Origin of the sequence: Bradyrhizobium sp. AUGA SZCCT0283, assembly GCF_018130385.1 — a bacterium.
GTDB lineage: Bacteria > Pseudomonadota > Alphaproteobacteria > Rhizobiales > Xanthobacteraceae > Bradyrhizobium.
On record NZ_JAFCLU010000028.1, the window covers coordinates 58457 to 79092 of the forward strand.

22 protein-coding genes and 1 pseudogene are annotated in these 20636 nt (G+C 63.4%); 8 read left to right on the forward strand and 15 right to left on the reverse strand.

What is annotated here, in order from left to right:
* Positions 1–116: 116 nt before the first annotated feature.
* A complete protein-coding gene (locus JQ624_RS29595) occupies positions 117–494 on the reverse strand; it encodes a DUF3597 domain-containing protein (protein ID WP_212422437.1) in 378 nt (125 codons plus the stop codon).
* Positions 495–785: 291 nt separating this feature from the next.
* On the opposite strand from JQ624_RS29595, the gene JQ624_RS29600 reads away from it, so the two are divergent.
* The 5 genes from JQ624_RS29600 to JQ624_RS29620 all read left to right on the forward strand — a co-directional run bounded on the left by JQ624_RS29600 (position 786) and on the right by JQ624_RS29620 (position 6170).
* Positions 786–1697, forward strand: a complete 912-nt coding sequence (locus JQ624_RS29600) for a DUF2189 domain-containing protein (protein WP_212422438.1) — start codon at positions 786–788, stop codon at positions 1695–1697.
* A 209-nt stretch (positions 1698–1906) separates the two neighbouring features.
* Positions 1907–2722 (forward strand): lytic transglycosylase domain-containing protein, encoded by an 816-nt coding sequence (locus JQ624_RS29605; protein WP_212422439.1) that lies wholly within the window; start codon positions 1907–1909, stop codon positions 2720–2722.
* 565 nt (positions 2723–3287) lie between these two features.
* Complete coding sequence (locus tag JQ624_RS29610; RefSeq protein WP_212422440.1) at positions 3288–3440, forward strand: DUF1127 domain-containing protein; 153 nt, start codon at positions 3288–3290, stop codon at positions 3438–3440.
* 188 nt (positions 3441–3628) lie between these two features.
* Complete coding sequence (gene trmFO / locus JQ624_RS29615; RefSeq protein ID WP_212422441.1) at positions 3629–5062, forward strand: methylenetetrahydrofolate--tRNA-(uracil(54)-C(5))-methyltransferase (FADH(2)-oxidizing) TrmFO; 1434 nt, start codon at positions 3629–3631, stop codon at positions 5060–5062.
* Between the two features lie 4 nt (positions 5063–5066).
* On the forward strand, positions 5067–6170 hold the full coding sequence (locus tag JQ624_RS29620) for a serine/threonine protein kinase (protein WP_212422442.1): 1104 nt from the start codon (positions 5067–5069) through the stop codon (positions 6168–6170).
* Positions 6171–6298: 128 nt separating this feature from the next.
* Here JQ624_RS29620 and JQ624_RS29625 read toward each other — a convergent pair whose 3' ends face one another.
* The 5 genes from JQ624_RS29625 to yajC are packed head-to-tail and all read right to left on the reverse strand — an operon-like array spanning position 6299 to position 10628.
* Positions 6299–7162, reverse strand: a complete 864-nt coding sequence (locus tag JQ624_RS29625) for a phytoene/squalene synthase family protein (protein WP_212422443.1) — start codon at positions 7160–7162, stop codon at positions 6299–6301.
* Positions 7159–7554 (reverse strand): Mth938-like domain-containing protein, encoded by a 396-nt coding sequence (locus JQ624_RS29630; RefSeq protein WP_212422444.1) that lies wholly within the window; start codon positions 7552–7554, stop codon positions 7159–7161. Before JQ624_RS29630 ends, JQ624_RS29625 begins: the two co-directional genes overlap by 4 nt.
* Positions 7555–7599: 45 nt before the next feature.
* Positions 7600–8601: a protein translocase subunit SecF gene (gene secF, locus JQ624_RS29635; protein WP_212422445.1), complete on the reverse strand. Its 1002-nt coding sequence runs from the start codon at positions 8599–8601 to the stop codon at positions 7600–7602.
* Positions 8602–8612: 11 nt separating this feature from the next.
* Complete coding sequence (gene secD, locus JQ624_RS29640; RefSeq protein ID WP_212422446.1) at positions 8613–10211, reverse strand: protein translocase subunit SecD; 1599 nt, start codon at positions 10209–10211, stop codon at positions 8613–8615.
* Between the two features lie 54 nt (positions 10212–10265).
* Positions 10266–10628 carry a preprotein translocase subunit YajC gene (yajC, locus tag JQ624_RS29645; protein WP_057855867.1) on the reverse strand — a complete coding sequence of 121 codons (363 nt, stop codon included), beginning with the start codon at positions 10626–10628 and terminating at the stop codon, positions 10266–10268.
* A gap of 194 nt (positions 10629–10822) precedes the next feature.
* Between yajC and JQ624_RS29650 the strand changes: the two genes are divergently transcribed.
* Positions 10823–11794: an ATP-binding protein gene (locus tag JQ624_RS29650; RefSeq protein ID WP_212422447.1), complete on the forward strand. Its 972-nt coding sequence runs from the start codon at positions 10823–10825 to the stop codon at positions 11792–11794.
* 174 nt (positions 11795–11968) lie between these two features.
* Here the strand turns inward: JQ624_RS29650 and JQ624_RS29655 are convergent, their stop codons facing one another.
* The gene (locus JQ624_RS29655; RefSeq protein WP_212422448.1) at positions 11969–13330 is read right to left on the reverse strand and encodes a peptidoglycan DD-metalloendopeptidase family protein; all 1362 of its coding nucleotides are present in this window, start codon (positions 13328–13330) and stop codon (positions 11969–11971) included.
* 109 nt (positions 13331–13439) lie between these two features.
* On the reverse strand, positions 13440–14084 hold the full coding sequence (locus tag JQ624_RS29660) for a protein-L-isoaspartate(D-aspartate) O-methyltransferase (protein WP_409334385.1): 645 nt from the start codon (positions 14082–14084) through the stop codon (positions 13440–13442).
* Positions 14085–14322: 238 nt separating this feature from the next.
* Between JQ624_RS29660 and JQ624_RS29665 the strand changes: the two genes are divergently transcribed.
* Both JQ624_RS29665 and JQ624_RS38840 read left to right on the forward strand, forming a co-directional pair.
* Positions 14323–14700 carry a response regulator gene (locus JQ624_RS29665; RefSeq protein ID WP_212422449.1) on the forward strand — a complete coding sequence of 126 codons (378 nt, stop codon included), beginning with the start codon at positions 14323–14325 and terminating at the stop codon, positions 14698–14700.
* 83 nt (positions 14701–14783) lie between these two features.
* Positions 14784–15077, forward strand: a pseudogene (locus tag JQ624_RS38840) (GIY-YIG nuclease family protein); the annotation flags it as partial.
* Between the two features lie 110 nt (positions 15078–15187).
* On the opposite strand, the gene surE reads toward JQ624_RS38840, so the two are convergent.
* From surE to scpB, 7 genes are all read right to left on the reverse strand, one after another.
* The gene (gene surE, locus JQ624_RS29675; RefSeq protein ID WP_212422450.1) at positions 15188–15955 is read right to left on the reverse strand and encodes a 5'/3'-nucleotidase SurE; all 768 of its coding nucleotides are present in this window, start codon (positions 15953–15955) and stop codon (positions 15188–15190) included.
* Positions 15956–16051: 96 nt separating this feature from the next.
* On the reverse strand, positions 16052–16447 hold the full coding sequence (locus JQ624_RS29680) for a hypothetical protein (RefSeq protein WP_312014517.1): 396 nt from the start codon (positions 16445–16447) through the stop codon (positions 16052–16054).
* A 71-nt stretch (positions 16448–16518) separates the two neighbouring features.
* Entirely contained in the window at positions 16519–17850 is a 1332-nt protein-coding gene (gene serS / locus JQ624_RS29685) for a serine--tRNA ligase (RefSeq protein ID WP_212422452.1), read from the reverse strand.
* A 175-nt stretch (positions 17851–18025) separates the two neighbouring features.
* Positions 18026–18847: a twin-arginine translocase subunit TatC gene (gene tatC, locus JQ624_RS29690; protein ID WP_212422453.1), complete on the reverse strand. Its 822-nt coding sequence runs from the start codon at positions 18845–18847 to the stop codon at positions 18026–18028.
* The gene (gene tatB / locus JQ624_RS29695; RefSeq protein ID WP_212422454.1) at positions 18844–19359 is read right to left on the reverse strand and encodes a Sec-independent protein translocase protein TatB; all 516 of its coding nucleotides are present in this window, start codon (positions 19357–19359) and stop codon (positions 18844–18846) included. The genes tatC and tatB overlap by 4 nt, the downstream gene beginning before the upstream one ends.
* A 119-nt stretch (positions 19360–19478) precedes the next feature.
* The gene (locus tag JQ624_RS29700; protein WP_212422455.1) at positions 19479–19724 is read right to left on the reverse strand and encodes a twin-arginine translocase TatA/TatE family subunit; all 246 of its coding nucleotides are present in this window, start codon (positions 19722–19724) and stop codon (positions 19479–19481) included.
* 146 nt (positions 19725–19870) lie between these two features.
* Positions 19871–20623, reverse strand: a complete 753-nt coding sequence (gene scpB, locus JQ624_RS29705; RefSeq protein WP_212422456.1) for an SMC-Scp complex subunit ScpB — start codon at positions 20621–20623, stop codon at positions 19871–19873.
* Positions 20624–20636 lie beyond the last annotated feature (13 nt).

Genomic DNA, 20636 nt, shown 5'->3' on the forward strand with positions numbered 1-20636 from the left:
TCTACAGCGTTTTCGTCGCGAAGTGGATACTTTGCGCGTTGTTGCATTGCAATCGCACCAAAGAAAGAAGGCCCGCGTGACTGCGGGCCTTCGCATGCGTGAACCGGACGAAAGCGTCAGTGCTTGATATCAGGCGGCAGCTTGCCGCCATTGGCGGCCAGCTTGGTCATGACCTGCTTGTGCAGCCAGATATTCATGCTGGCGGAATCGTTGCTGTCGCCGGTATAGCCGAGCTCCTTCGCGAGTTCCTTGCGCGCGCCGAAGCTGGAATCGATGTCGAGCGCCTTCATCAAGTCGACGATCGAGGTCCGCCACTCCAGCTTCTCGCCCTTGGCCTTCACCGCTTGGTCGAGGATGGGCGCGACGTCGACGGTTGCGGCCGGTGCAGCAGCCCCACCGGACGACCCGGCGCCTGCGGCCGCGCCGCCGCCGGCGGGCGCGGCGTCTGCTTTGGTGCCGAAAATCGCGCTCATGATTTTTCCGAAAATGCTCATCGTTCGCTCCCAATGACTTGAAGGGGGGTGAGTCTCTGGCGGCACTGTCTGACCGGCAGCACCACGCCGGGATCGCCGGCAAGTCTAGCCAGCCGGATGAAGCTTGCCAATGAAACATTCACCGAAGCGTGAGTGCGTTTGTCGCTGTTTGGGAGTACGCTGCCCGCTCAGTTCGCGGCATGGCCAATTCCCCATCCCGTCTTCGCGTCTGGCCTGGTCGTGATCGTTTTATGAACGGCGCATTGGCGTCTTTCGATTGGCGCACATGCGACCGCGAGGGAGACAGCGACCATGGCCACCTACCACGGCAATGTCACATCAATGGCGCCGAGCGGACCAGAGACCGCCGCCGCGCCTGTTATCCGAACCATCGGCCTACCGGAACTCCATCGGGCCTTGCAGCGCGGCTGGGAAGATTTCAAAGCCGTACCAAGCCACGCCATCATCCTGTGCATCATCTATCCCGTGCTCGGACTGATGCTGGCGCGCGCCGTGCACGGCTATTCGGTGCTGCCGCTGCTGTTTCCGCTCGCCGCCGGCTTTGCCCTGCTCGGCCCGTTTGCTGCGCTCGGCCTCTACGAAATGAGCCGCCGTCGCGAACGCGGCGAACAGGCAACCGCCTGGGACGCGCTCGAGGTGGTACGCTCGCCATCGTTCGCCGCGATGCTTGGGTTAGGTGTGCTGTTGCTCGCGCTGTTCGTGACATGGGTGGCTACCGCGCAGGCGATCTATATCGCCGCGTTCGGCTATGCCGGCGCGACCGGCGTTTCCGATTTCGCCGAACGCGTGCTGACGACGTCGCAAGGTTGGTGGCTGATCGTGGTTGGCTGCGGTGTCGGCTTCCTGTTTGCCCTCATCGCGCTGTGCATCAGCGTGGTGTCGTTCCCGTTGATGCTCGACCGTCACGCCGGCGCCGGCGATGCGATGGTGACCTCGCTGCGCGCGGTTGCACGAAATCCCGTGCCGATGGCGGCCTGGGGATTGATCGTCGCGGTGCTGCTGGTTGCAGGATCGTTGCCGGCCTTCCTTGGCCTCGCCGTTGTCATTCCCCTGCTCGGGCACGCCACGTGGCATCTCTATCGGGAGACAATCGAGCCGGAACTCAATCCGCAGCCGCTTCCGCCCCGCGCGCACCGCGAACGCAAGCCTGCTGCCGATTTCCCGGCCAATCTGTTCCCCTGGCGGCGCAAGGATAGCGCATAAGCTTGCACGGAACCCGATCGATCACACCGCTGGTCGAACCGACCGGCGGTGTCGTCGTTCACTGCGCACTAACGATGAATTGAGCATCTTCAACGGAAAGGCATTGAAGGCTACGACATCAGCCTTGTTTTGGCCGATCTTGCTTCGAACATTCGGCGTGGCTTGGACACTAACGTCGATGACGCATCGATCGTGGAGCGAACGGCACGATGATCTCTCGCTTTTCTCTGCGCGCTCTGACCGTGGGCGCCCTGTTGCTGACTTCCGCGGCGCCGGTGTTCACGGCGCCCTGCGGCACGGGTCCGTTCGAAGCATGGCTGGAAGATTTCAAGAAGGAAGCTACCTCCAAAGGAGTCTCGGCATCCGCCATACAGGCTGGCCTGACCGGCATCACGCTCGACAAGAGCGTGCTGGCCCGCGACCATTCGCAGAAGGTGTTCAGCCAGACGTTTGAGGAATTCTCCGGCCGCATGGTTCCGCCCCGGCTGACCCGCGGCGCCAACATGCTCAAGCAATACGGCTCGGTGCTCGGGCGCATCGAACAGGCTTATGGCGTGCCCGGCGAAGTGCTGGTGGCGATCTGGGGCCTTGAGACCGATTTCGGCGTCAACATCGGAAAATTCCCGACGCTGCGCTCGCTGGCGACGCTGGCCTATGATTGTCGTCGCACCGACCTATTCAAGGCCGAGTTGATGGACGCGCTGCGCATCGTCGAGCGCGGCGATATCGCGCCACAGGATTTGCGCGGCGCATGGGCGGGCGAAATCGGCCAGACCCAGTTCATGCCGTCGTCCTACATCAAGTTCGCGGTCGATTTCGACGGCAACGGCCGCCGCGATCTCCTGCGCAGTCCCCCGGACGTACTGGCTTCGACCGCCAACTTCCTCGCCAGCCACGGCTGGCAGCGCGGCAAGGACTGGGAGCCCGGCAGCGCCAATTTTGCCGCGATCAAGGAGTGGAACAAGAGCGAGGTCTACGCCAAGACCATCGCCTACTTCGCGACTCAGCTTTCGCGGGCGCCCTAGCAAGTTTCCAAAGGGCCGGCTGCTGCGACCGCCCCCCGAGACGCGCACCTGACGCCGGCCAACACGATCCCCTCGCCCGCCCGGCTGACGGTCGAAATGGCCCGTCATGCAGGTTGGCTGCACAGTCCCAAGCCGCACAGACAAGTGCAACTTCATTGCTTATAATAATGAATATATATTCATTTTTAGAGCAACGCATGCGATTCGTGCATAAGAAAATTCCACACTGCTAAGTCTTTTCGCACATTTTGTTCGACTTGCCTGCCCCGCTGGCATGTATTCGCTCTCCCCCATCGACGCTCGATCGACGACAAGAGTTATCTCGGAATTACGATAAACCTGCAAATTTGCGGCGTTAGTTGCATGTGCGGGGCGCGCTGTCGGGCGCGAAGGCAGACCGATCTGACCGCTATGCTGAAAGGTTAAGTCACCCTTATTGTCGTCATGCATTTTAGGATTAGCTGCATCGCAACATAGGAACTTCTGCACTGCGGAATCTAGTCTATATTCATTTCAACGATGAGGCCGACGTCAAAGGCTGAATCGTAACTTCAAGGAGACTACGATGCTACTCTCGCTCATCCGCATGATCCAGGCGTTCCGGGATTATCAGCGCAATGTCAGCGAACTGTCCCAGCTCAGCGATCGCGAACTCGCCGATATCGGCCTCGATCGTGCGGACATTCCGCGCGTTGCAGCCGGGAACTATAACGGCTGATCTCTGTTCAGCCGCCTGACGAACGGATAACGCCCGCTCCGCTGCGGGCGTTGTCGTTTTCAGCCTTCAGTTTGACGCGTTTTCTTCACGCGAACGGCATCCACCCACGGATCAAGTCCGAGGGCATGCGTCGCTCGAAAACGCTATGGTAGGTGCGCTTCGCTTGAAAACGCGCTAACCCTGCGCGCATGATTTCCTCCACTTCCCAGACTGACGCCGTCCATGTGATTGGCGGCGGCCTTGCCGGCTCAGAAGCCGCCTGGCAACTCGCCAATGCGGGCGTTCGCGTCGTCCTGCACGAGATGCGCCCGCTGCGGATGACCGAGGCGCACCGCACCCAGGGCTTGGCCGAACTCGTCTGCTCCAACTCGTTTCGCTCGGACGACGCCGCCAACAACGCCGTCGGCCTGCTGCACGCCGAAATGCGCCGGCTGGGATCGCTGATCATGCGCTGCGCCGACGCCAACCAGGTGCCCGCGGGCGGGGCGCTGGCGGTCGACCGCGACGGCTTTTCCGCAGCCGTCACCCGCGCCCTGCACGACCATCCCCTGATCGAGATCGACCGCGCCGAAATCGCCGGTCTGCCGGCGGCCGAATGGGGCAACGTGATCGTCGCGACCGGCCCCCTCACCTCGGCGCCGCTGGCGGATGCCCTCCGCGAACTCACCGACGAGAACGCGCTGGCGTTCTTCGATGCGATCGCGCCGATCGTGCACAAGGATTCCATCGACATGTCGGTGGCATGGTTTCAGTCACGCTACGACAAGGTCGGGCCCGGCGGCACGGGTGCCGACTACATCAACTGCCCGATGACGAAAGAGCAGTACGATGCCTTCGTTGCCGCGCTGCTGGCCGGTGAGAAGGTCAATTTCAAGGACTGGGAAACCAACACGCCCTATTTCGACGGCTGCCTGCCGGTCGAGGTGATGGCCGAGCGCGGCCATGAGACGCTGCGCCACGGACCGATGAAGCCGGTCGGGCTGACCAATCCGCACAACCCGATGGTCAAGCCCTACGCCATCGTGCAGCTGCGGCAGGACAACAAGCTTGGCACGCTCTACAACATGGTCGGCTTCCAGACCAAGCTGAACTATGGCGCGCAGCAGCGCGTGTTCCGTACCATTCCGGGCCTCGAGAACGCCGAATTCGCCCGGCTCGGCGGCCTGCACCGCAACACCTTCCTGAACTCGCCAAAACTCCTCGATGGACAGTTGCGCTTGCGCGCACAGCCACGGCTGCGCTTTGCCGGCCAGATGACCGGCTGCGAGGGCTATGTGGAATCCGCCAGCATCGGCCTGATCGCAGGCCTTTACGCCGCGGCGAACGCACGGGCGCAGTCGCTCGAACCGCCGCCCGTGACCACGGCGCTGGGCTCGCTGCTCGGGCATATCACCGGGGGCCACATCGAGACCATTGAGGCCGGCACGCGCTCATTCCAGCCGATGAACATCAATTTCGGGCTGTTCCCGCCACTTGCGAGCCTGCCGACCAAGAAAGCGGATGGCACACGGCTGCGCGGCAACGAGAAGACGGTGGCAAAAAAGCAGGCGCTCAGCGCCCGCGCCCTCGCCGATCTCGATCGCTGGATCGCCGATCATCTGCGCGTAGCGGCGGCGGCGTAACATCATGAGTTTGCCGAAAGACGACGCCGCGATCCTGTCGGCGCGATGGACCGAAGGCGTGCTGCTGAAGCGCGACGTGTTCTCGACCGTCGAACGCGGCCGCTTTCGCGATGACGCCGGCGAGGTCGATGCGGTGCTGCGCCGGCTCGATCAGGTGCCGCTGTGGTCCTATCCGCTCGCCCGCCATCTGTTTGCCCGCGAGCGCCGCGCGCTGGCGCTGGCGCGCGATCTCGACGTCGGCCCGAAACTACTCTGGGCCGGCCGGCAGGCGCTGGTGCGCCGCTTCATCGACGGCGTCGCGCTGCATCTGGCAAAACCCCATGGCGATATCGCCTATTTCCGTTCCGCCAAGCTCGCCCTTCGCAAGCTGCACCGCGCCGGCATCTGCCATAATGATCTCGCCAAGGAGCAGAACTGGCTGCGCGGAAGCGACGGCCGCGCCTATGTGACCGATTTTCAACTGGCGGCCTGCTTCAAGACGAGAAGCCGGCTGTTCCGGATCGCGGCCTACGAGGATCTGCGCCATCTGCTGAAGCACAAGCGCAGCTATGCGCCGCAGGCGCTGACGCCGATGGAGCGCAAGATTCTCGCACGCAAATCCTTTGTCGCCAGTGTCTGGCTCAAGACCGGCAAGAAGGTCTACCAGGCCATCACCCGCGGCCTGTTCAACTTCACCGATCGCGAAGGCGGCGGCCGCCGCCTGGTCAACGACGCGCCTGTCCTGATAGAGCTGATCAGGAAGAATCCCGACGTCCGCGACACCGCCATTGTCGCGTTCGCCGACCGCCGCACCGGCGTCGGATTGTACGCCTTTGTCGAGGCCGACAAGGTCGCGCTGGAAAAGCAATTGCGCAGCGAACTTTCCGCCGCCAAGGGCGTCAAGCCGCCGGAGCATATCCAGGTGGTGCATGCCCTGCCGCGCGACGCCGCCGGCAAACCGCGCACGGAGATATTGCAGCTCGTCGCCATGAACCAGCTCGACCTGATCGAGCCGCTGATCACGAGCGACGTCGACCGCGCGTTCCTGAAGGACATTCTGGAGAGCCGGAAGAATTTGCGGGACCGATTCAATTTTGAGTCGGCCGATATGGATCGTCCGTTGAATTGATTCCGATTGTCGTCACCCGCGAAGGCGGGTGACCCAGTATTCCAGAGACGTCAGTGATTGAACCGATAGGCCGCGGCGTAATGAATACCCCGCTTTCGCGGGGTATTCCTGTATGCGCGGCAAGCTTCCTACCCGCCAAATTCCCGCGTCCGTGACGCACGCCACAACGTCCACAAGGTCCGCAACCGCGATGTCGTGTGCGGCGTGAAGGGATCGACGTCAGCACGCGACAAGCGTGTCAGATCGCGACGGACCAGCGCCAGCGGGAGGAACACCGGTCGCACGTGCGGCGGCACATGCGTGAGCAGTTCGAAGGCCGTGCCGAGGTGCTTTCGGGCCTCTCCCGCCAACTGGTCGATCGCGGCACGCGTCCGCGGCGTCTGCTTGCCCGAAAAGACTTCTTCCATGCCGCTGCCGTGTTGCTGCAGCAATTGCAGCGGCAGGAATAGCTGGCGCCGTGCAGCATCGAGCGGCAGCATCGCGACCACCTGCGCCATGCCCTGGGCAAGGCCAGCATGGCGCGCGAGATGGTCAATCACGGCCGACGGCTGCGCCGCGATCCGCGCGCCGAGCGAGAACAGCGCCGAGCAGGTGTCGGTGACATACCCCTCCAGCGCCGCCATCGACGGCATCGGATCGTTGTAGAGGTCGAACTGATGCTCCTCGATCAGCCGCGACAGCGGCTCAACCGGCAGGCGGAATTCGGCGATCGTCTGCAACAGTTCGGCCGCGACCGGATTACCCTCGACGCCGCCATGGCCGGCGCCTTGCAGCATGTCGGTCCACCATTGCAGCCGCATCTCGCCCGGCAGAGGCTGGCTGACCTGCTCGCGCACCCGCGATATCTCGACATTGAAGGCATAGACCGACAGCAGCGCACGGCGCTGGATCTGTGGCAGGAACAGCGTCGACGCATAGCGGCCAAAGTCATGCGTGCGCACCAGATCGGTGCAGAACGCGGCGGAATCCTTCGACGTCGCCGCCCCGCTCATGGCACCGCGATCAACGCCGCCGCGACCCGCCGGCGCTCGCCCAGCATGATGTTGTAGGTGCGGATCGCTGGTCCCGTCTGCATCGCATCGAGCACCACGCGCACGGCGCGCAACGCCTCCCGGAGGCCCCGCGGCGGCACCCAGACGTCAGTGCCGGTGCCGATGATCAGCGTGTCGATTGAATTGGCGGCCTTGAATACGCGCGCCAGCGAATATTCGTCGATCTCCGCAGGCTTCGTCACCTGCCAGGCCCAGATCGCATCCGGCAGGCATAGCAGCGAGCCGCGATGCGACATGTCGGCGAAGGCGAAGCCACCCTTCCCGTAGGCTTCGATCGGCGCCGACCTCGGAAGATGCGGGGCGTCCGAGGATGTGGTTGCTCGATTTGGCATGATCTTTTTCCGAAAACCGGTTCCCACTTTTCGGGATCATGCCGACTACTTCTTCGCAGGCTTATCCGGCGCGTCGCGATGCTCGCCAACGCCGAGATAGATCAGGATCGGCGCGGCGATGAAGATCGAGGTGTAGGTGCCGACCAGCACCACGCCGAACATCATGACCGCCGTGAAGCTGTGAATCGCGTGGCCGCCGAACACCAGCAGGGCCAGCAGGGCCAGCGTCACCGTGACGTGGGTGATGATCGAGCGCGACAGCGTCGAATTAATGGATTCATTGAGGAGCTGCGGCATCGGCATTTTCTTGTAGCGCCGCAGCATTTCCCGGATGCGGTCGTAGATCACGACCGTATCGTTCAGGGAGTAGCCGAGAATGGTCAATAGCGCCGCGATACTGGTGAGGTCGAAATCGACCTGCGAGATCGACATGAAGCCGATTGTCAGCACGATGTCGTGGACGTTGGCGATCATGGCGCCCAATGCGAACTGCCATTCGAACCGGAACCAGAGATAGATCAGGATCGCGAAGATCGCGAGCATCAGGCCGAGCATGCCATACGCCAGCAATTCGCCGGAAACGCGCGGGCCCACCACTTCGACACGGCGGTAGTCGACGCTGTCTCCGAGCGCGCCGCGGACCTTCTGCACGGCCTGCTGCTGCGCGGCGTCGCCGCCGGGCTGCTCGGCAACCCGGATCAGCACATCCGAGGGACCGCCGAATTGCTGCAACTGAATGTCGCCGAGCCCAAGCGTGCTCAGTGTCGCGCGCATCGCGCCGATGTCGGCGGGACCGGACTTGTTCTGCACTTCCAGGAGCGTACCACCCCTGAAGTCGATGCCGAAATTCAGCCCGTGGGTGAAGAACAGCACGATCGCCAGAATCGAAAGCGCGGCCGAGATCGGAAAGCTGATGCGGCGAAACCGCGTGAAATCGAAATGCGTATCGTCGGGAACGATGCGCAACGGCGGCAGCAGATCGAGCACGGCGACCACGGTCAGCACGGCGATCAGAATGCCAAGCCCAATGAGAACGAATTGAGTCACGAGTGAGATTCCTAGATCGGCACGGTCTTCGGCCGTTTCCATCGCACCCAGCCGGCGACGATCAGGCTGGTGAGGGTAAAGGCGGTGAAGACTGTAGTGATGATGCCAATGCCGAGCGTAACGGCGAAGCCGCGCACCGGACCGGTGCCGATATAGAACAGCACCGCGGCGGCGATGAAGGTGGTGATGTTGGAGTCCAGAATGGTCGACAGCGCCCGCCTGAAGCCGGCGTCGATCGCCGAAATCGCATTGCGTCCGCCGCGCAGTTCCTCGCGGATGCGCTCATAGATCAGCACGTTGGAGTCGACCGCGATACCCACCGTCAGCACGATGCCGGCGATGCCGGGCAGCGTCAGCGTGGCGTTGAGCAGCGACAGGATGCCGAAGATCATCGCGACGTTGATCGCGACCGCGATGTTGGCGAACACGCCGAACAGGCGGTAGGTCACCAGCATGAACACGATCACCATGATCGAGCCGACATAGGCCGCCAGTTCGCCCTTCTCGATCGAGTCCTGGCCGAGGCCCGGACCGACGGTACGCTCCTCGATCACAGTCAGCGGTGCCGGCAGCGCGCCTGCGCGCAAGAGCAGCGCCAGTTCGTTGGCGGCCTGCACCGTGAAGCTGCCGGAAATCTGCCCCTGCCCGCCGGTGATCGGCTCGCGGATCACGGGCGCCGAGATGACCTTGTTGTCGAGGATGATGGCAAAGGGCAGCCCGACATTCTCCGACGTCGCCTGCGCAAACTTGCGCGAGCCCGAACTATTGAACTTGAAGTTGACGATCGGTTCATTGGTGCGCTGGTCGAAGCCCGGCTGCGCATCAGTGAGGTCGCCGCCGGATACCAGCACCTGCTTCTTGATGACGTAGGGCACCTTCGGCGATTGCTCGCTCATCAGGATTTCCGAATCGGCCGGCACGCTTCCCCGTTGCGCCTGATCCGGCGACACCGACGAATCGACCATGCGGAATTCCATCTTGGCAGTCTGGCCAAGGATGCGTTTCAACTCGGTCGGATCCTGCAACCCCGGCACCTGAACCAGGATACGGTCGGTGCCCTGCCGTTGAATCAACGGCTCGACGGTGCCGAGCTGGTTGATGCGGCGCTCGACGATCTGGATCGATTGTTCGATTGTTTGCCGGACGCGCTCGGTAATGGCGGCTTGCGGCACCACGAGGCGGATCAACCCGCCGCCGGCGTCCGAAACTTCCAGGCTGCGCTGCCCGCTGGAGCCAAGCAGACCGCCCAGCGGCTGCGACAGTTCACGCAGCTTGGGAAGCGCCGCCTGCAGGTCGGTCTCCTTGACGCGGACCTCGACCGCGTCGGCGCGCGCGGAAAGGCCGGTATAGCCAATCTTGGCCTCGCGCAGCACGCGACGGACTTCGTCGCGCACCTGATCGAGCTTTTCCTTCTTCACGTAGTTGGAATCGACTTCGAGCAGCAGGTACGAACCGCCTTGCAAATCGAGGCCGAGTACGATGTGGCGTTGCGCCCACACCGGCCAGGTCTTTACCCGCTCCTGGGGAAAGAAGTTCGGAACCGCGAACAGGCAGACCACAAGCGCGGTCAGAATGATCGCCAGCGCCTTCCACCGCGTGAAATACAACATCGAGTTGACCCGTCAGATCCAGGAAAATACGCCGCGACAAACGCAGCGCGCAAATCAGCTCGCGGACGTCTCGTCCTTGGCCTCACTCTTTTCCTTGGCCGGCTCGCCCTTGGCGCGGACGCCTGAAATCATCTGCCGCATCTGCCGCACGCGGACGCCGTCCGAAATCTCGAACTCGATCTGGTCGTCGTCGACCACCTTGGTCACCTTGCCGACCAGACCGCCCGAGGTGACGACCGTGTCGCCGCGGCGGATGTTTTTGACCAGTTCCTGGTGATCCTTCACCTTCTTCTGCTGCGGCCGCAGAATCAGGAAATACATGATCACGAAGATCAGCGCGAACGGCAGCAACGACATCAACATGCTGTTGGCATCGCCGCCGGCCGCAGCCTGGGCGTACGCAGGGGTAATCAGCATTCGAACAATCCTCGTGAGACGGAAAAGAACCGGCCATGCCTGGGCTTAGCGCCTTGGGCAAATCGCCGGTCCGGGCAAATTCGCGCGGACTATAGCGGCGGCGGGCCCAATTGCAACGTGGCCGGCCCTCTCATTTAGGCCGCTTGCGAGACCTTCCAAGGCCCGTTAAGGCTGCGCCGTCAGGAACTCCGGAAATGTCGAAAAAACCCAAGAAATCAGCGTCCCGCGCCACTCCCAAGGCCGCCTCGCGCGCACCAGCGAAAACCGCGACAAAACGTCCGGCAAGCACGCTCGACGGCGCCATCGCCGGGCGGATTGCAATCGCGCTGGAAGCCATCGCCGGCCACCTTTCCGCGGCCTCGCCGGCGGCGGGAAGCCCAAAGTCGTTCGGCACCGCCGACGCCTTTGTCTGGCATCCGGACGGACGCCTTTCGCCGGTACCGCGCGTCAGCCGGGTCGACCTCGGCCTGCTCAAGGGCATCGACCGGATGCGGGACATCCTGATCGAAAACACCGAACGCTTTGCCGACGGGCTGCCCGCGAACAACGCGCTGCTGTGGGGCGCGCGCGGCATGGGCAAGTCGTCGCTGGTAAAGGCCACTCACGCCAATATCAACATCGACCGCAAGCCGGCCGACCGGCTGAAGCTGATCGAGATCCACCGCGAGGATATCGAGAGCCTGCCCGGCCTGATGGATCTCCTGCGCAGCTCGGATTTCCGCTTTATCGTGTTCTGCGACGACCTCTCCTTCGACGGCAACGACGCCTCCTACAAATCGCTGAAGGCGGTGCTGGAAGGCGGTATCGAGGGACGTCCCGACAATGTCATCCTCTACGCCACCTCGAACCGGCGGCACCTGCTGGCGCGCGAGATGATCGAGAACGAACGCTCGACCGCGATCAACCCGGGCGAAGCGGTCGAGGAGAAGGTGTCGCTGTCGGACCGTTTTGGTCTCTGGCTCGGCTTCCATCGCTGCAGCCAGGACGAGTACCTCGCCATGGTCCGCGGCTATTGCGGCCATTTCGGCATCAAGATGGGCGACGAAGAGCTGGAGCGCGAGGCGCTGGAATGGTCGACCACGCGCGGCTCGCGGTCGGGCCGCGTGGCCTGGCAGTTCACGCAGGAACTGGCGGGACGGCTGGGCGTGAGGCTTTCGGGGAAGTAGCGCATCGCACAGACGTCGCCACGCTCGCCGCTCGTCATCCCCCGCGAAGGCGGGGGACCCAGTACGCCGCGGCTTCACGGCTCAATCGCACGTGCTCTGGAATACTGGATCGCCCGGTCTTTGACCGGGCGACGACAGTTGTGGTGTGTCGATGCTGCTGTTCGCAGCAGCCCGTCACGCCCCGTTCAGGAATTGAAGCGGGTCAACCGGAGAAGATCCTTTGCGGATCTCGAAGTGGAGCTGCGGCGACCCCACCTCACCCGATTGACCCGATTTGGCAATGATCTGGCCGCGCTTGATCGTATCGCCGCGCTTTACCAGCAGTTCACTCGCATGGGCATATGCGGTGACGTAACCGTTGGAGTGCCGCACCAGAACCAGATTGCCGTAACCCTTGAGCTCGTTGCCGGAATAGGCGACCACGCCATCTTCCGCCGCCTTCACCGGCGTACCTTCCGGCACGGCCAGGTTGATACCGTCATTCGATTTGCCGTTGGTCTTGGCGCCGTAGCTCGTGATCACCTTGCCGCGCACCGGCCAGCGGAAGGTCGGCAGCGCGCCGGTGGCTTCGCTTGATTTGACCGACGCCGCTTCGACGACGGGCTTTTCTTCGACGACATTGGTGGTGGCAGACGCCAGCCGCGCGCTCTGCGACGGACCGCCGGCTGCGGCCATCTTGGTGGCCGGCGCCGCAAGCGGGGCGACCGGCTGGGCAGGTGCGGCGGCGACGGGCTGACCGACTGGCGCGGCGGCCGCGGATTTCGAACCGGGCACGGTGAGCTTCATGCCGAGGCTGAGCTTGGCGGACTGATCGAGATTGTTGGCCTTGGCGAGTTCGCCAACCGGGACATTGTTCCGGCGCGCGATGCTCATCAGCGTATCGCCGCGATTGACGATATGGACGCTCGGCGGTGCCGCCGCAGCGGCAACCGGCTTGCTGGCCGCCGGCGCGGCCGCAGCCACTGCGGTCTGCCGCGGAATGATCAGTTGCTGGCCGGGCGACAGCACGCGCGGACCCTTGTAGCCATTGGCCTGCAGGATCGCTGCGGCTGAAACGTTGTAGCGCTTGGCCAGAATCTCGAGCGTGTCGCTGGTGCCAACGATGATCGTGGTGCCGCTCTGCGCAGCCGGGCGTGCGGCTGCGACCGAGCGCGGCGCTACCGTGGCGGTGGTCTCGATCGGCGAATGGGACGGCGGCGCATAGGACGAAATCCCGCGCCCTCCTCCCGACACCCCGCCCGAACTGGCCGGATAAGCGTGCGGCGCAGCGACGGCGGGCGCCGGCAAGGCCTGGGACTGATATTGCGGCGCGGACGCATGCGGCCGGGAATATTGCGGCAGCTCGCGGCGTTCGACGGCAGGCGTACGTACCGAACCGGTGGCTTCGGGCTGCGAGGCAAAGGGATTGGAGAACGAGCTATCGGAAAAGCGCGTCTGCATATCGGCGCTGCAGCCGGCAAAGCCGACCGACATCAGCGCCAGCACCGCGACCTGCGGCATCCGACGCGAGCGTAGCAACTCGGCGACACGGGACATGGTTACTCACTCGTACGCAACAAAATACTGTTTTGAGTAAACACGTGCCGAGTAAATAACCGCTTAACCCTTGGAATAAGATGTTGGCGGGAACCGCCAATCCGGGATTCTACAGCTCGCGCGCAATTCCCGGCAGGGCCGGGACGAAGCGGACATCGACCAATTCCTTGCGCTCGAACCCGCTGTCCGTCCTGGTCACCCTGACCAGCGTCTGGGTGCCATGATGGGGGCCGACCGGTGCGATCAGGATGCCGCCGGACTTGAGCCGCTGCTGCAGGGTGTCCGGGATTTTCTCCATCGCGGCGGTGACAATGATGCGGTCGAAATCGCCGGCGCCCGGCGGTATGTCGAAGCCGTCACCGTACATCACCTCGATATTGTAATAGCCGAGCGCCTCGAGCCGGTCGCGGGCCGTGTCCGCCAGCGTCCGGTAGCGCTCGATGGTCAGGACGTGCGCGCATAACCGCGACAGTACCGCGGCCTGATAGCCGGAGCCGGTCCCGATCTCGAGCACCTTGTGGCCCTTCTGCAGCTGCAGTTGCTCGGTCATGTAGGCCACCACGAAGGGCTGGCTGATGGTCTGCCCGCAGGCGATGCCAAGCGCACTGTCGCGGTAGGCATGACCGCGGTCGCCAGCCGCCACGAAAACCTCCCGCGGCACCTCTTCCATGGTGCGCAGCACCGCCTGGTCGCTGATCCCCCGCCGCCGCAGGGTGAGCTGAAACATCATCTTCTCGGGCGGTTCTTGCGACATTGCGGTCTCGCGGCGGGCTCAGGCCTCGCCCGAGATGTAATAGCGTCCGCGCGCTTAAGGAAGAATTTCCTCAAGATTTCGGTTCCGGGTGGGGGAACCGTTGTCGCGGCCCCGGCGTTAGGGCACCGCTAATAGGTCGACGGAGTCTTTGCTTCAAAGCGTGCCGGTTCATGTCGACATTGCGCCCAGGGGTGTTTTTTGCGAACCTCAAAGCCTTGGAAGGGCAAGGATTCCCCTCATGATAGCGACACGGCCGGCGGGCTGTTCTGTTTTCCTCGTTGAAGACGAGGTTATGATCCGGATGATGGTCGCTGACATGCTGGAAGAGCTGGGCCACAGCGTAGCTGCCGAGGCCGGCGAAATCGGCGAAGCGGTCAGGCTGGTGCAATCGACCGACTTCGATCTCGCCATTCTCGACGTCAACGTCAACGGCAAGGTGATCACGCCGGTGGCCGAGCTGATCACGGCGCGCAACCGCCCGTTCATCTTTGCGACCGGCTATGGCTCCTCCGGCCTGCCCCAGGAATACCGCGACCGCCCCGCGTTGCAGAAGCCGTTCCAGCTGGAAACGCTGGCCCAGGTCATCGCCGCTACGATGAAGAGCGCGCCGGTTTAGTCCTGAATCTTCTGGCAACACTGCCGGATAGACGTCATCCTGAGGTGCGAGCGCTTGCGAGCCTCGGAGGAGGACGTCGGTCGGTGGGGATATTTGTTTACATGCTTCGCTGCTCTGACGGCTCGTACTATGTCGGAAGCGCCACCGGAGAGGACCTCGGTCCTCGTATCGATCAACACAACGCTGGAGCGCATCGGGGATAAACCTATTCGCGACGACCAGTTGTTCTTGTCTGGTCAGAGCACTTCGATCGGATAACAGACAGAATTGCCGCCGAACGCCAACTCAAGGGCTGGAGTCGCGCGAAGAAGGAAGCGTTGATAGGCTCTGATTGGACCAAAATCAGTCAGTGGGTGCGCCCAGAAGCCGGTGAACCGCATCCTTCGAGGCTCGCCAAGAGGCTCGCACCTCAGGATGACGCCACTAACAGCCGCGCGACTTCCTATCGGCGACCGTCCCCGGATTTCGCCGCGCTCCGCTACTGGCGTCACTTCAGCGTCGTCGCCAGCGCTTCCGAGAACGCTTCATCGGTGCGATCGAGCCGCAGCGGCGTGACCGATACGTAGCCCGCCGCAAGCGCCGCAAGATCGGTGCCTTCGGCCGGCGTATCCATCATCGCGGCGCGCTCAAAGCCGATCCAGAAATAGGGATTGCCGCGGCCATCGTGGCGCTTGTCGACTTTGAGGAAGCCGAGATTGCGCTTGCCCTGACGCGTCACGCTGATGCCCTTGACCTGGTCGGGCGTGCAGGCGGGAAAATTGACGTTGATCACCGTGTTCTTCGGCACGCCCGCATCGATTACCTTGCGCAGGATATCCGGACCGAATTTCAGCGCGGTGTCCCACAGCGGCGCGTGGCGGGTCTCGATGGAAAACTCCTGACTCAGCGCAAATGACGGGATGCCCAGGATCGTGCCTTCAAGGGCGCCGGCGATGGTGCCGGAATAGACGACGTCCTCGGCGACGTTGCGGCCCTTGTTGACGCCGGACAGCACCAGATCCGGCATCTTGTCGCCGAGGATGTGGCGCGAGCCCATGATCACGCAATCGGTCGGCGTGCCCCGCACCGCGAAATGGCGCGGACCGACTTCGCGCAGCCGCAAGGGATCATTCAGCGACAACGAATGCGAGACGCCGGACTGATCGAGCTCCGGCGCCACGATCCAGACATCGTCGGACAGCGCGCGGGCGATCTCTTCGACGATCTTGAGGCCCGGGGCATGGATGCCGTCGTCGTTGGTGCAGAGAATTCGCATCCGTCAAAATGCCTTCTGGTTCAGCTCGAGGCAGGCTCTTGCCTTTGGCCGTCGTCTTATCCGGCTATCGCAGCCGTGGCAAACCGGCCGATTTCTTCATGTTTTCCTCATCCAGACGCGCCAAGGGCGCGCGAATCTGGCGCCGCCGTCGATTTTCATCTGCAGGTCTGGCGATACCTGTTTGGGCGGCTCGATGGGTAGAGGCGGCAGGTTCACGGCCTCTGGCGGTGCCGGAGGCGGCGGCTCAACGGTAGCGGGCCGCCCCGGCTTCGGCGAAGGCGGCGCGATGGGCTCAATCGCTGAAACCTGCGGCGCAACTCCCGACGTCGATACCGCCTGCGGATGTCGCGTTCGCGCAACCGCCAGCCCCTTGTCGAAATCCAAGGCGTTAAGCCACTCCTTGGCGCGCATGCGCGCGATCAGATCGTCGTCCCACAGGCGCGCCACTTCGATATCGAACGCGCCCATCAGCCGCTGGTCGATCAATTGCATCCCGTGGCCGGTAACAGCCCATTGCCTCCCGATCCAAAGGATGTCGCGATGCAATGCCATTTTGCTTTGCGCTATTTGTCCCGCTCGATGGTCTTGAGCCCGCCCATATAGGGCTGCAGCACGTCGGGTACCGCAATGGAGCCGTTTTCCTGCTGATAGGTTTCCATGACCGCGATCAGCGCGCGGCCGACCGCCGTGCCGGAGCCGTTCAGCGTGTGCACGAACCGCGGCTTGCCGTCGGGCCCGCGCGAACGCGCATCCATCCGCCGCGCCTGGAAGTCGCCACACACCGAGCAGCTCGAGATTTCACGATAGGCGCCGCCCTCGCCCTGCCCCGGCATCCAGACCTCGATGTCGTAGGTCTTTTGCGCCGAAAAACCCATGTCGCCGGAACACAGTGTCATCACGCGGTAATGCAGATCGAGCCTGCGCAAGACTTCCTCGGCGCAGGACAGCATGCGCTCGTGCTCGTCGCGGCTGGTCTCGGGCGTTGCGATCGAGACCAGCTCGACTTTGGTAAATTGATGCTGGCGGATCATGCCGCGGGTATCGCGGCCCGCCGCGCCCGCTTCGGCGCGGAAGCACGGCGTCAGCGCGGTCAGCCGCATCGGCAGTTCTTTTTCGTCGACGATGGATTCGCGGACGAGGTTGGTCAGCGAGACCTCGGCGGTGGGAATGAGACCCAGACGCTCAGTCTTCAATCGTTCGTCGGGCGCCGCAAGCAACTCGCCCTTGATGGCCCAGAACTGATCGTCCTCGAATTTCGGCAACTGGCCCGTGCCGAACATCACGTCGTTGCGCACCAACAGTGGCGGGTTGATCTCGGTGTAACCATGCTCGCCCGTGTGGAGATCAAGCATGAACTGACCGATTGCGCGCTCCAGCCGCGCCAGTCCCTTCTTCAGTACCACGAAGCGCGCGCCCGACAATTTCGCGGCCGCCTCGAAATCCATGTAGCCGAGCGCGCCGCCGAGGTCGTCATGCGGCTTCGGCGTGAAGGCATAGCTGCGGATCTTGCCGTAGACGTGGCGCTGCACATTGCCGTGCTCGTCTGCGCCTTCGGGCACGTCCTCAAGCGGCAGGTTCGGAATCGCGGCAAGCTCTTTCGCCAGCTCCTCGTCGGCCGTCTTGGCTGCCAGCTCAAGCTCCGGCATCGTGGTCTTGAGTTCGGCGACTTCCGCCATCAGCCTGGTGGCGCGCGCGTCATCCTTGGCCTTCTTGGCCTCGCCGATTTCTCTCGAGGCCGCATTGCGCCGCGCCTGCGCCTGCTCCGACGCCAGGATCGCCGTGCGGCGTTTCTCGTCGATCGCCAGCAGCGCAGCCGACAACGGCGCCAGCCCGCGGCGCTTCAGTCCGGCGTCGAACGCCTGGGGGTTGTCGCGGATCGATTTGATATCGTGCATTGGGCCATTCCTGAATCGTGCCGATAAAGGCGCGATCCCAGTACCACACCGGTCATCACCCGCGAAAGCGGTGATCCAGTATTCCAGAGCAGCAGTCATAGAACCGGCAGGCCTTGGCGTACTGGATTCCCCGCTTTCGCGGGGAATGATGGCCGATTGGGGCGAGAGAACCGGCCTATTCCGCCGGGTTGGCTTCCGGGGGCGGGCTGGCGGGCGGAGGCGTGGTCGAGGCCTGCGCGGCCGCGGCCTTCTTTTCCACCATGCGGACCGCAATGATCGCGCCCTCGTAGAGCGCCAGCAGCGGTATCGCGAGCGAGGCCTGGCTGATCACGTCGGGCGGCGTTAGAACGGCGGCGATCACGAAGGCGATCACGATGAAATAGCGCCGCTTCTCGCGCAGCATCTTCGAGGTGACGATGCCGATCCGCCCCAGCAGGGTCAGGATGACCGGCAGCTGGAACGCGATGCCGAAGGCGAAGATCAGCGACATCATCAGCGACAGATATTCGCCGACCTTCGGCAACAACTGGATCTGCGCGGTCTCGTCGCTGCCGGTCTGCTGCATGCCGAGCGAGAACCGCACCAGCATCGGCAGCACCACGAAGTAAACCAGCAGCGAGCCGAGCACGAAGAAGAACGGCGTGGCGACCAGGTAAGGCAGGAACGCGCCGCGCTCGTGCTTGTAGAGGCCGGGCGCCACGAACATGTAGATCTGCCCGGCAACGATCGGGAACGAGATGAAGGCAGCGCCGAACATCGCCAGTTTCAACTGGGTCAGGAAATATTCCAACAGCGCGGTGTAGATGAATTTCGAATTTTCGGGCCCGGCGACCCAGACGAACGGCCAGACCAGCACGTTGTAGATCTGCTTGGCGAAGAAGAAGCAGAAGATGAACGCTATACCGAAGGCCAACAGCGCCTTGATCAGCCGTGAGCGCAGCTCGATCAGGTGATCCATCAATGGCGCCTTGCTGGCCTCGATATCCTCGATGGTCATGACGCTTTGGCGTCCTTGAGAACGTCAGGCGCCGCGGGCGCGATATCCTGCGCCGCCGCCTGAACTTCACGCGTGATCGCCAGCGGTTCGGACGCCGCCGCATGCGCCTCGGCTTCCACAAAGGTCTCCGTCGTCGGCGCGGCCGCCGTCGTCGGCGTGACGGGTTCGCCGATCGCGGCCGCTACCTGCGCATCGTTGGGTGTGGCGGCAGGCTTGTCGATGTCGCCGATCTGCAGGGCATCGCCGACATCCTTCTGCAGCGATGTCATGAGGTTGCCGGGGGACAGCGCTGTCGCGGTGTCCTTGACCTCGTCAAAGCTCTTCTTGAGGTCGGCCATTTCGGCCTCGCGCATGGCCTCCTGGAACTGGCCCTGGAATTCGGCGGCCATCTTGCGCGCCTTGCCCATCCATTGCCCGACCATGCGCAGGACGCCCGGCAGCTCTTTCGGGCCGATGGCAATCAGCGCGACCACCGCGATGACGACCAGTTCACTCCACCCGATGTCGAACATGAATTTTTCCGCTCGCGCGAGACGTCCGCGCCCCAATCCATCATAGCCAAGATTTGGAGCTGCCCGCGCCTTTTCTCAACCGGCGTCCTTCAACCGACGCCTGGTCCAAGATCCCTGGTTCAGACGGCCTTGCTGCCGACATCCGTTCGTGCCGCCGTCGGCGCCGGCGTCGCATTGTGGTCAATGGTCTTCACCGGTTCGGCGGGCTTCTCGGCAGCCGTCTTGTCGTCGTCCTGCATGCCCTTCTTGAAGGCCTTGATGCCCTGCGCGACATCGCCCATCAGGTCCGAAATCTTGCCGCGGCCAAACAGCAGCAGGACCACTGCGATCACGACGATCCAGTGCCAAATGCTAAGCGAACCCATCCTGCAACCCTCCAAAAGAGACGGCCGGCTTCCGGCCAAGCTTTGGCGGAAGGTAGGCCCGAGAGGTGTCAAAAACAAGGACTTAGGCCGCGGCAAATCGCTGTCGCGGCTACGCATTATTGCTATTGTTAACCCCGATTGCGGGGCTAGCCGGCTGAGCCTTCAGAACCGGCTCCACCGCCCTCTTCGGGGTCGGCGACCGGCGCCAGCAGGAGTTCCAGAGTATCGCCGGCGTCGAGCGGATCCTCGTCCTCACGCAGCGCCACGTCGTCCGACGGCGTCGGAACGCTGAAGCCGGAAGGCAGCCGCGAATCCAGTAGCCCCGTACCCTTCAGCTCTTCCAGGCCCGGCAGGTCGCCGAGCGCTTCCAGGCTGAACTGCGACAGGAACGCTTCCGTGGTACCGAAGGTCAGCGGCCGGCCCGGCGTCTTGCGGCGGCCGCGGGGACGGATCCAGCCGGTTTCCAGGAGCACATCCAGCGTTCCCTTGGACGTGATCACGCCACGGATCTCCTCGATCTCGGCGCGCGTCACCGGCTGGTGATAGGCGATGATCGCGAGCACCTCGATGGCGGCCCGCGACAGCCGCCGCGTCTCCGTGCTTTCGCGCGTCATCAGCCACGACAGATCGCCGGCAGTGCGAAAGGTCCATTTGTTGGCGACGCGCACCAGATTGACGCCGCGCGGGGCATATTCCGCCTGCAGCTGCGCCAGTGCCGCCTTGACGTCGACGCCATCGGGCATGCGCTTGGCCAGCGTCGCCTGATCGATCGGCTCGGCGGACGCAAACAGCAACGCTTCGAGAAGCCGCAACTCCTCGGGCCGTGCCTCAACTTCGGTATTCTGGTCGATGGGATGATCCTCGGCATCTTCCATGCGTTTTTCCGCCAGGCTTGCCATGGCTAGGTCTCCT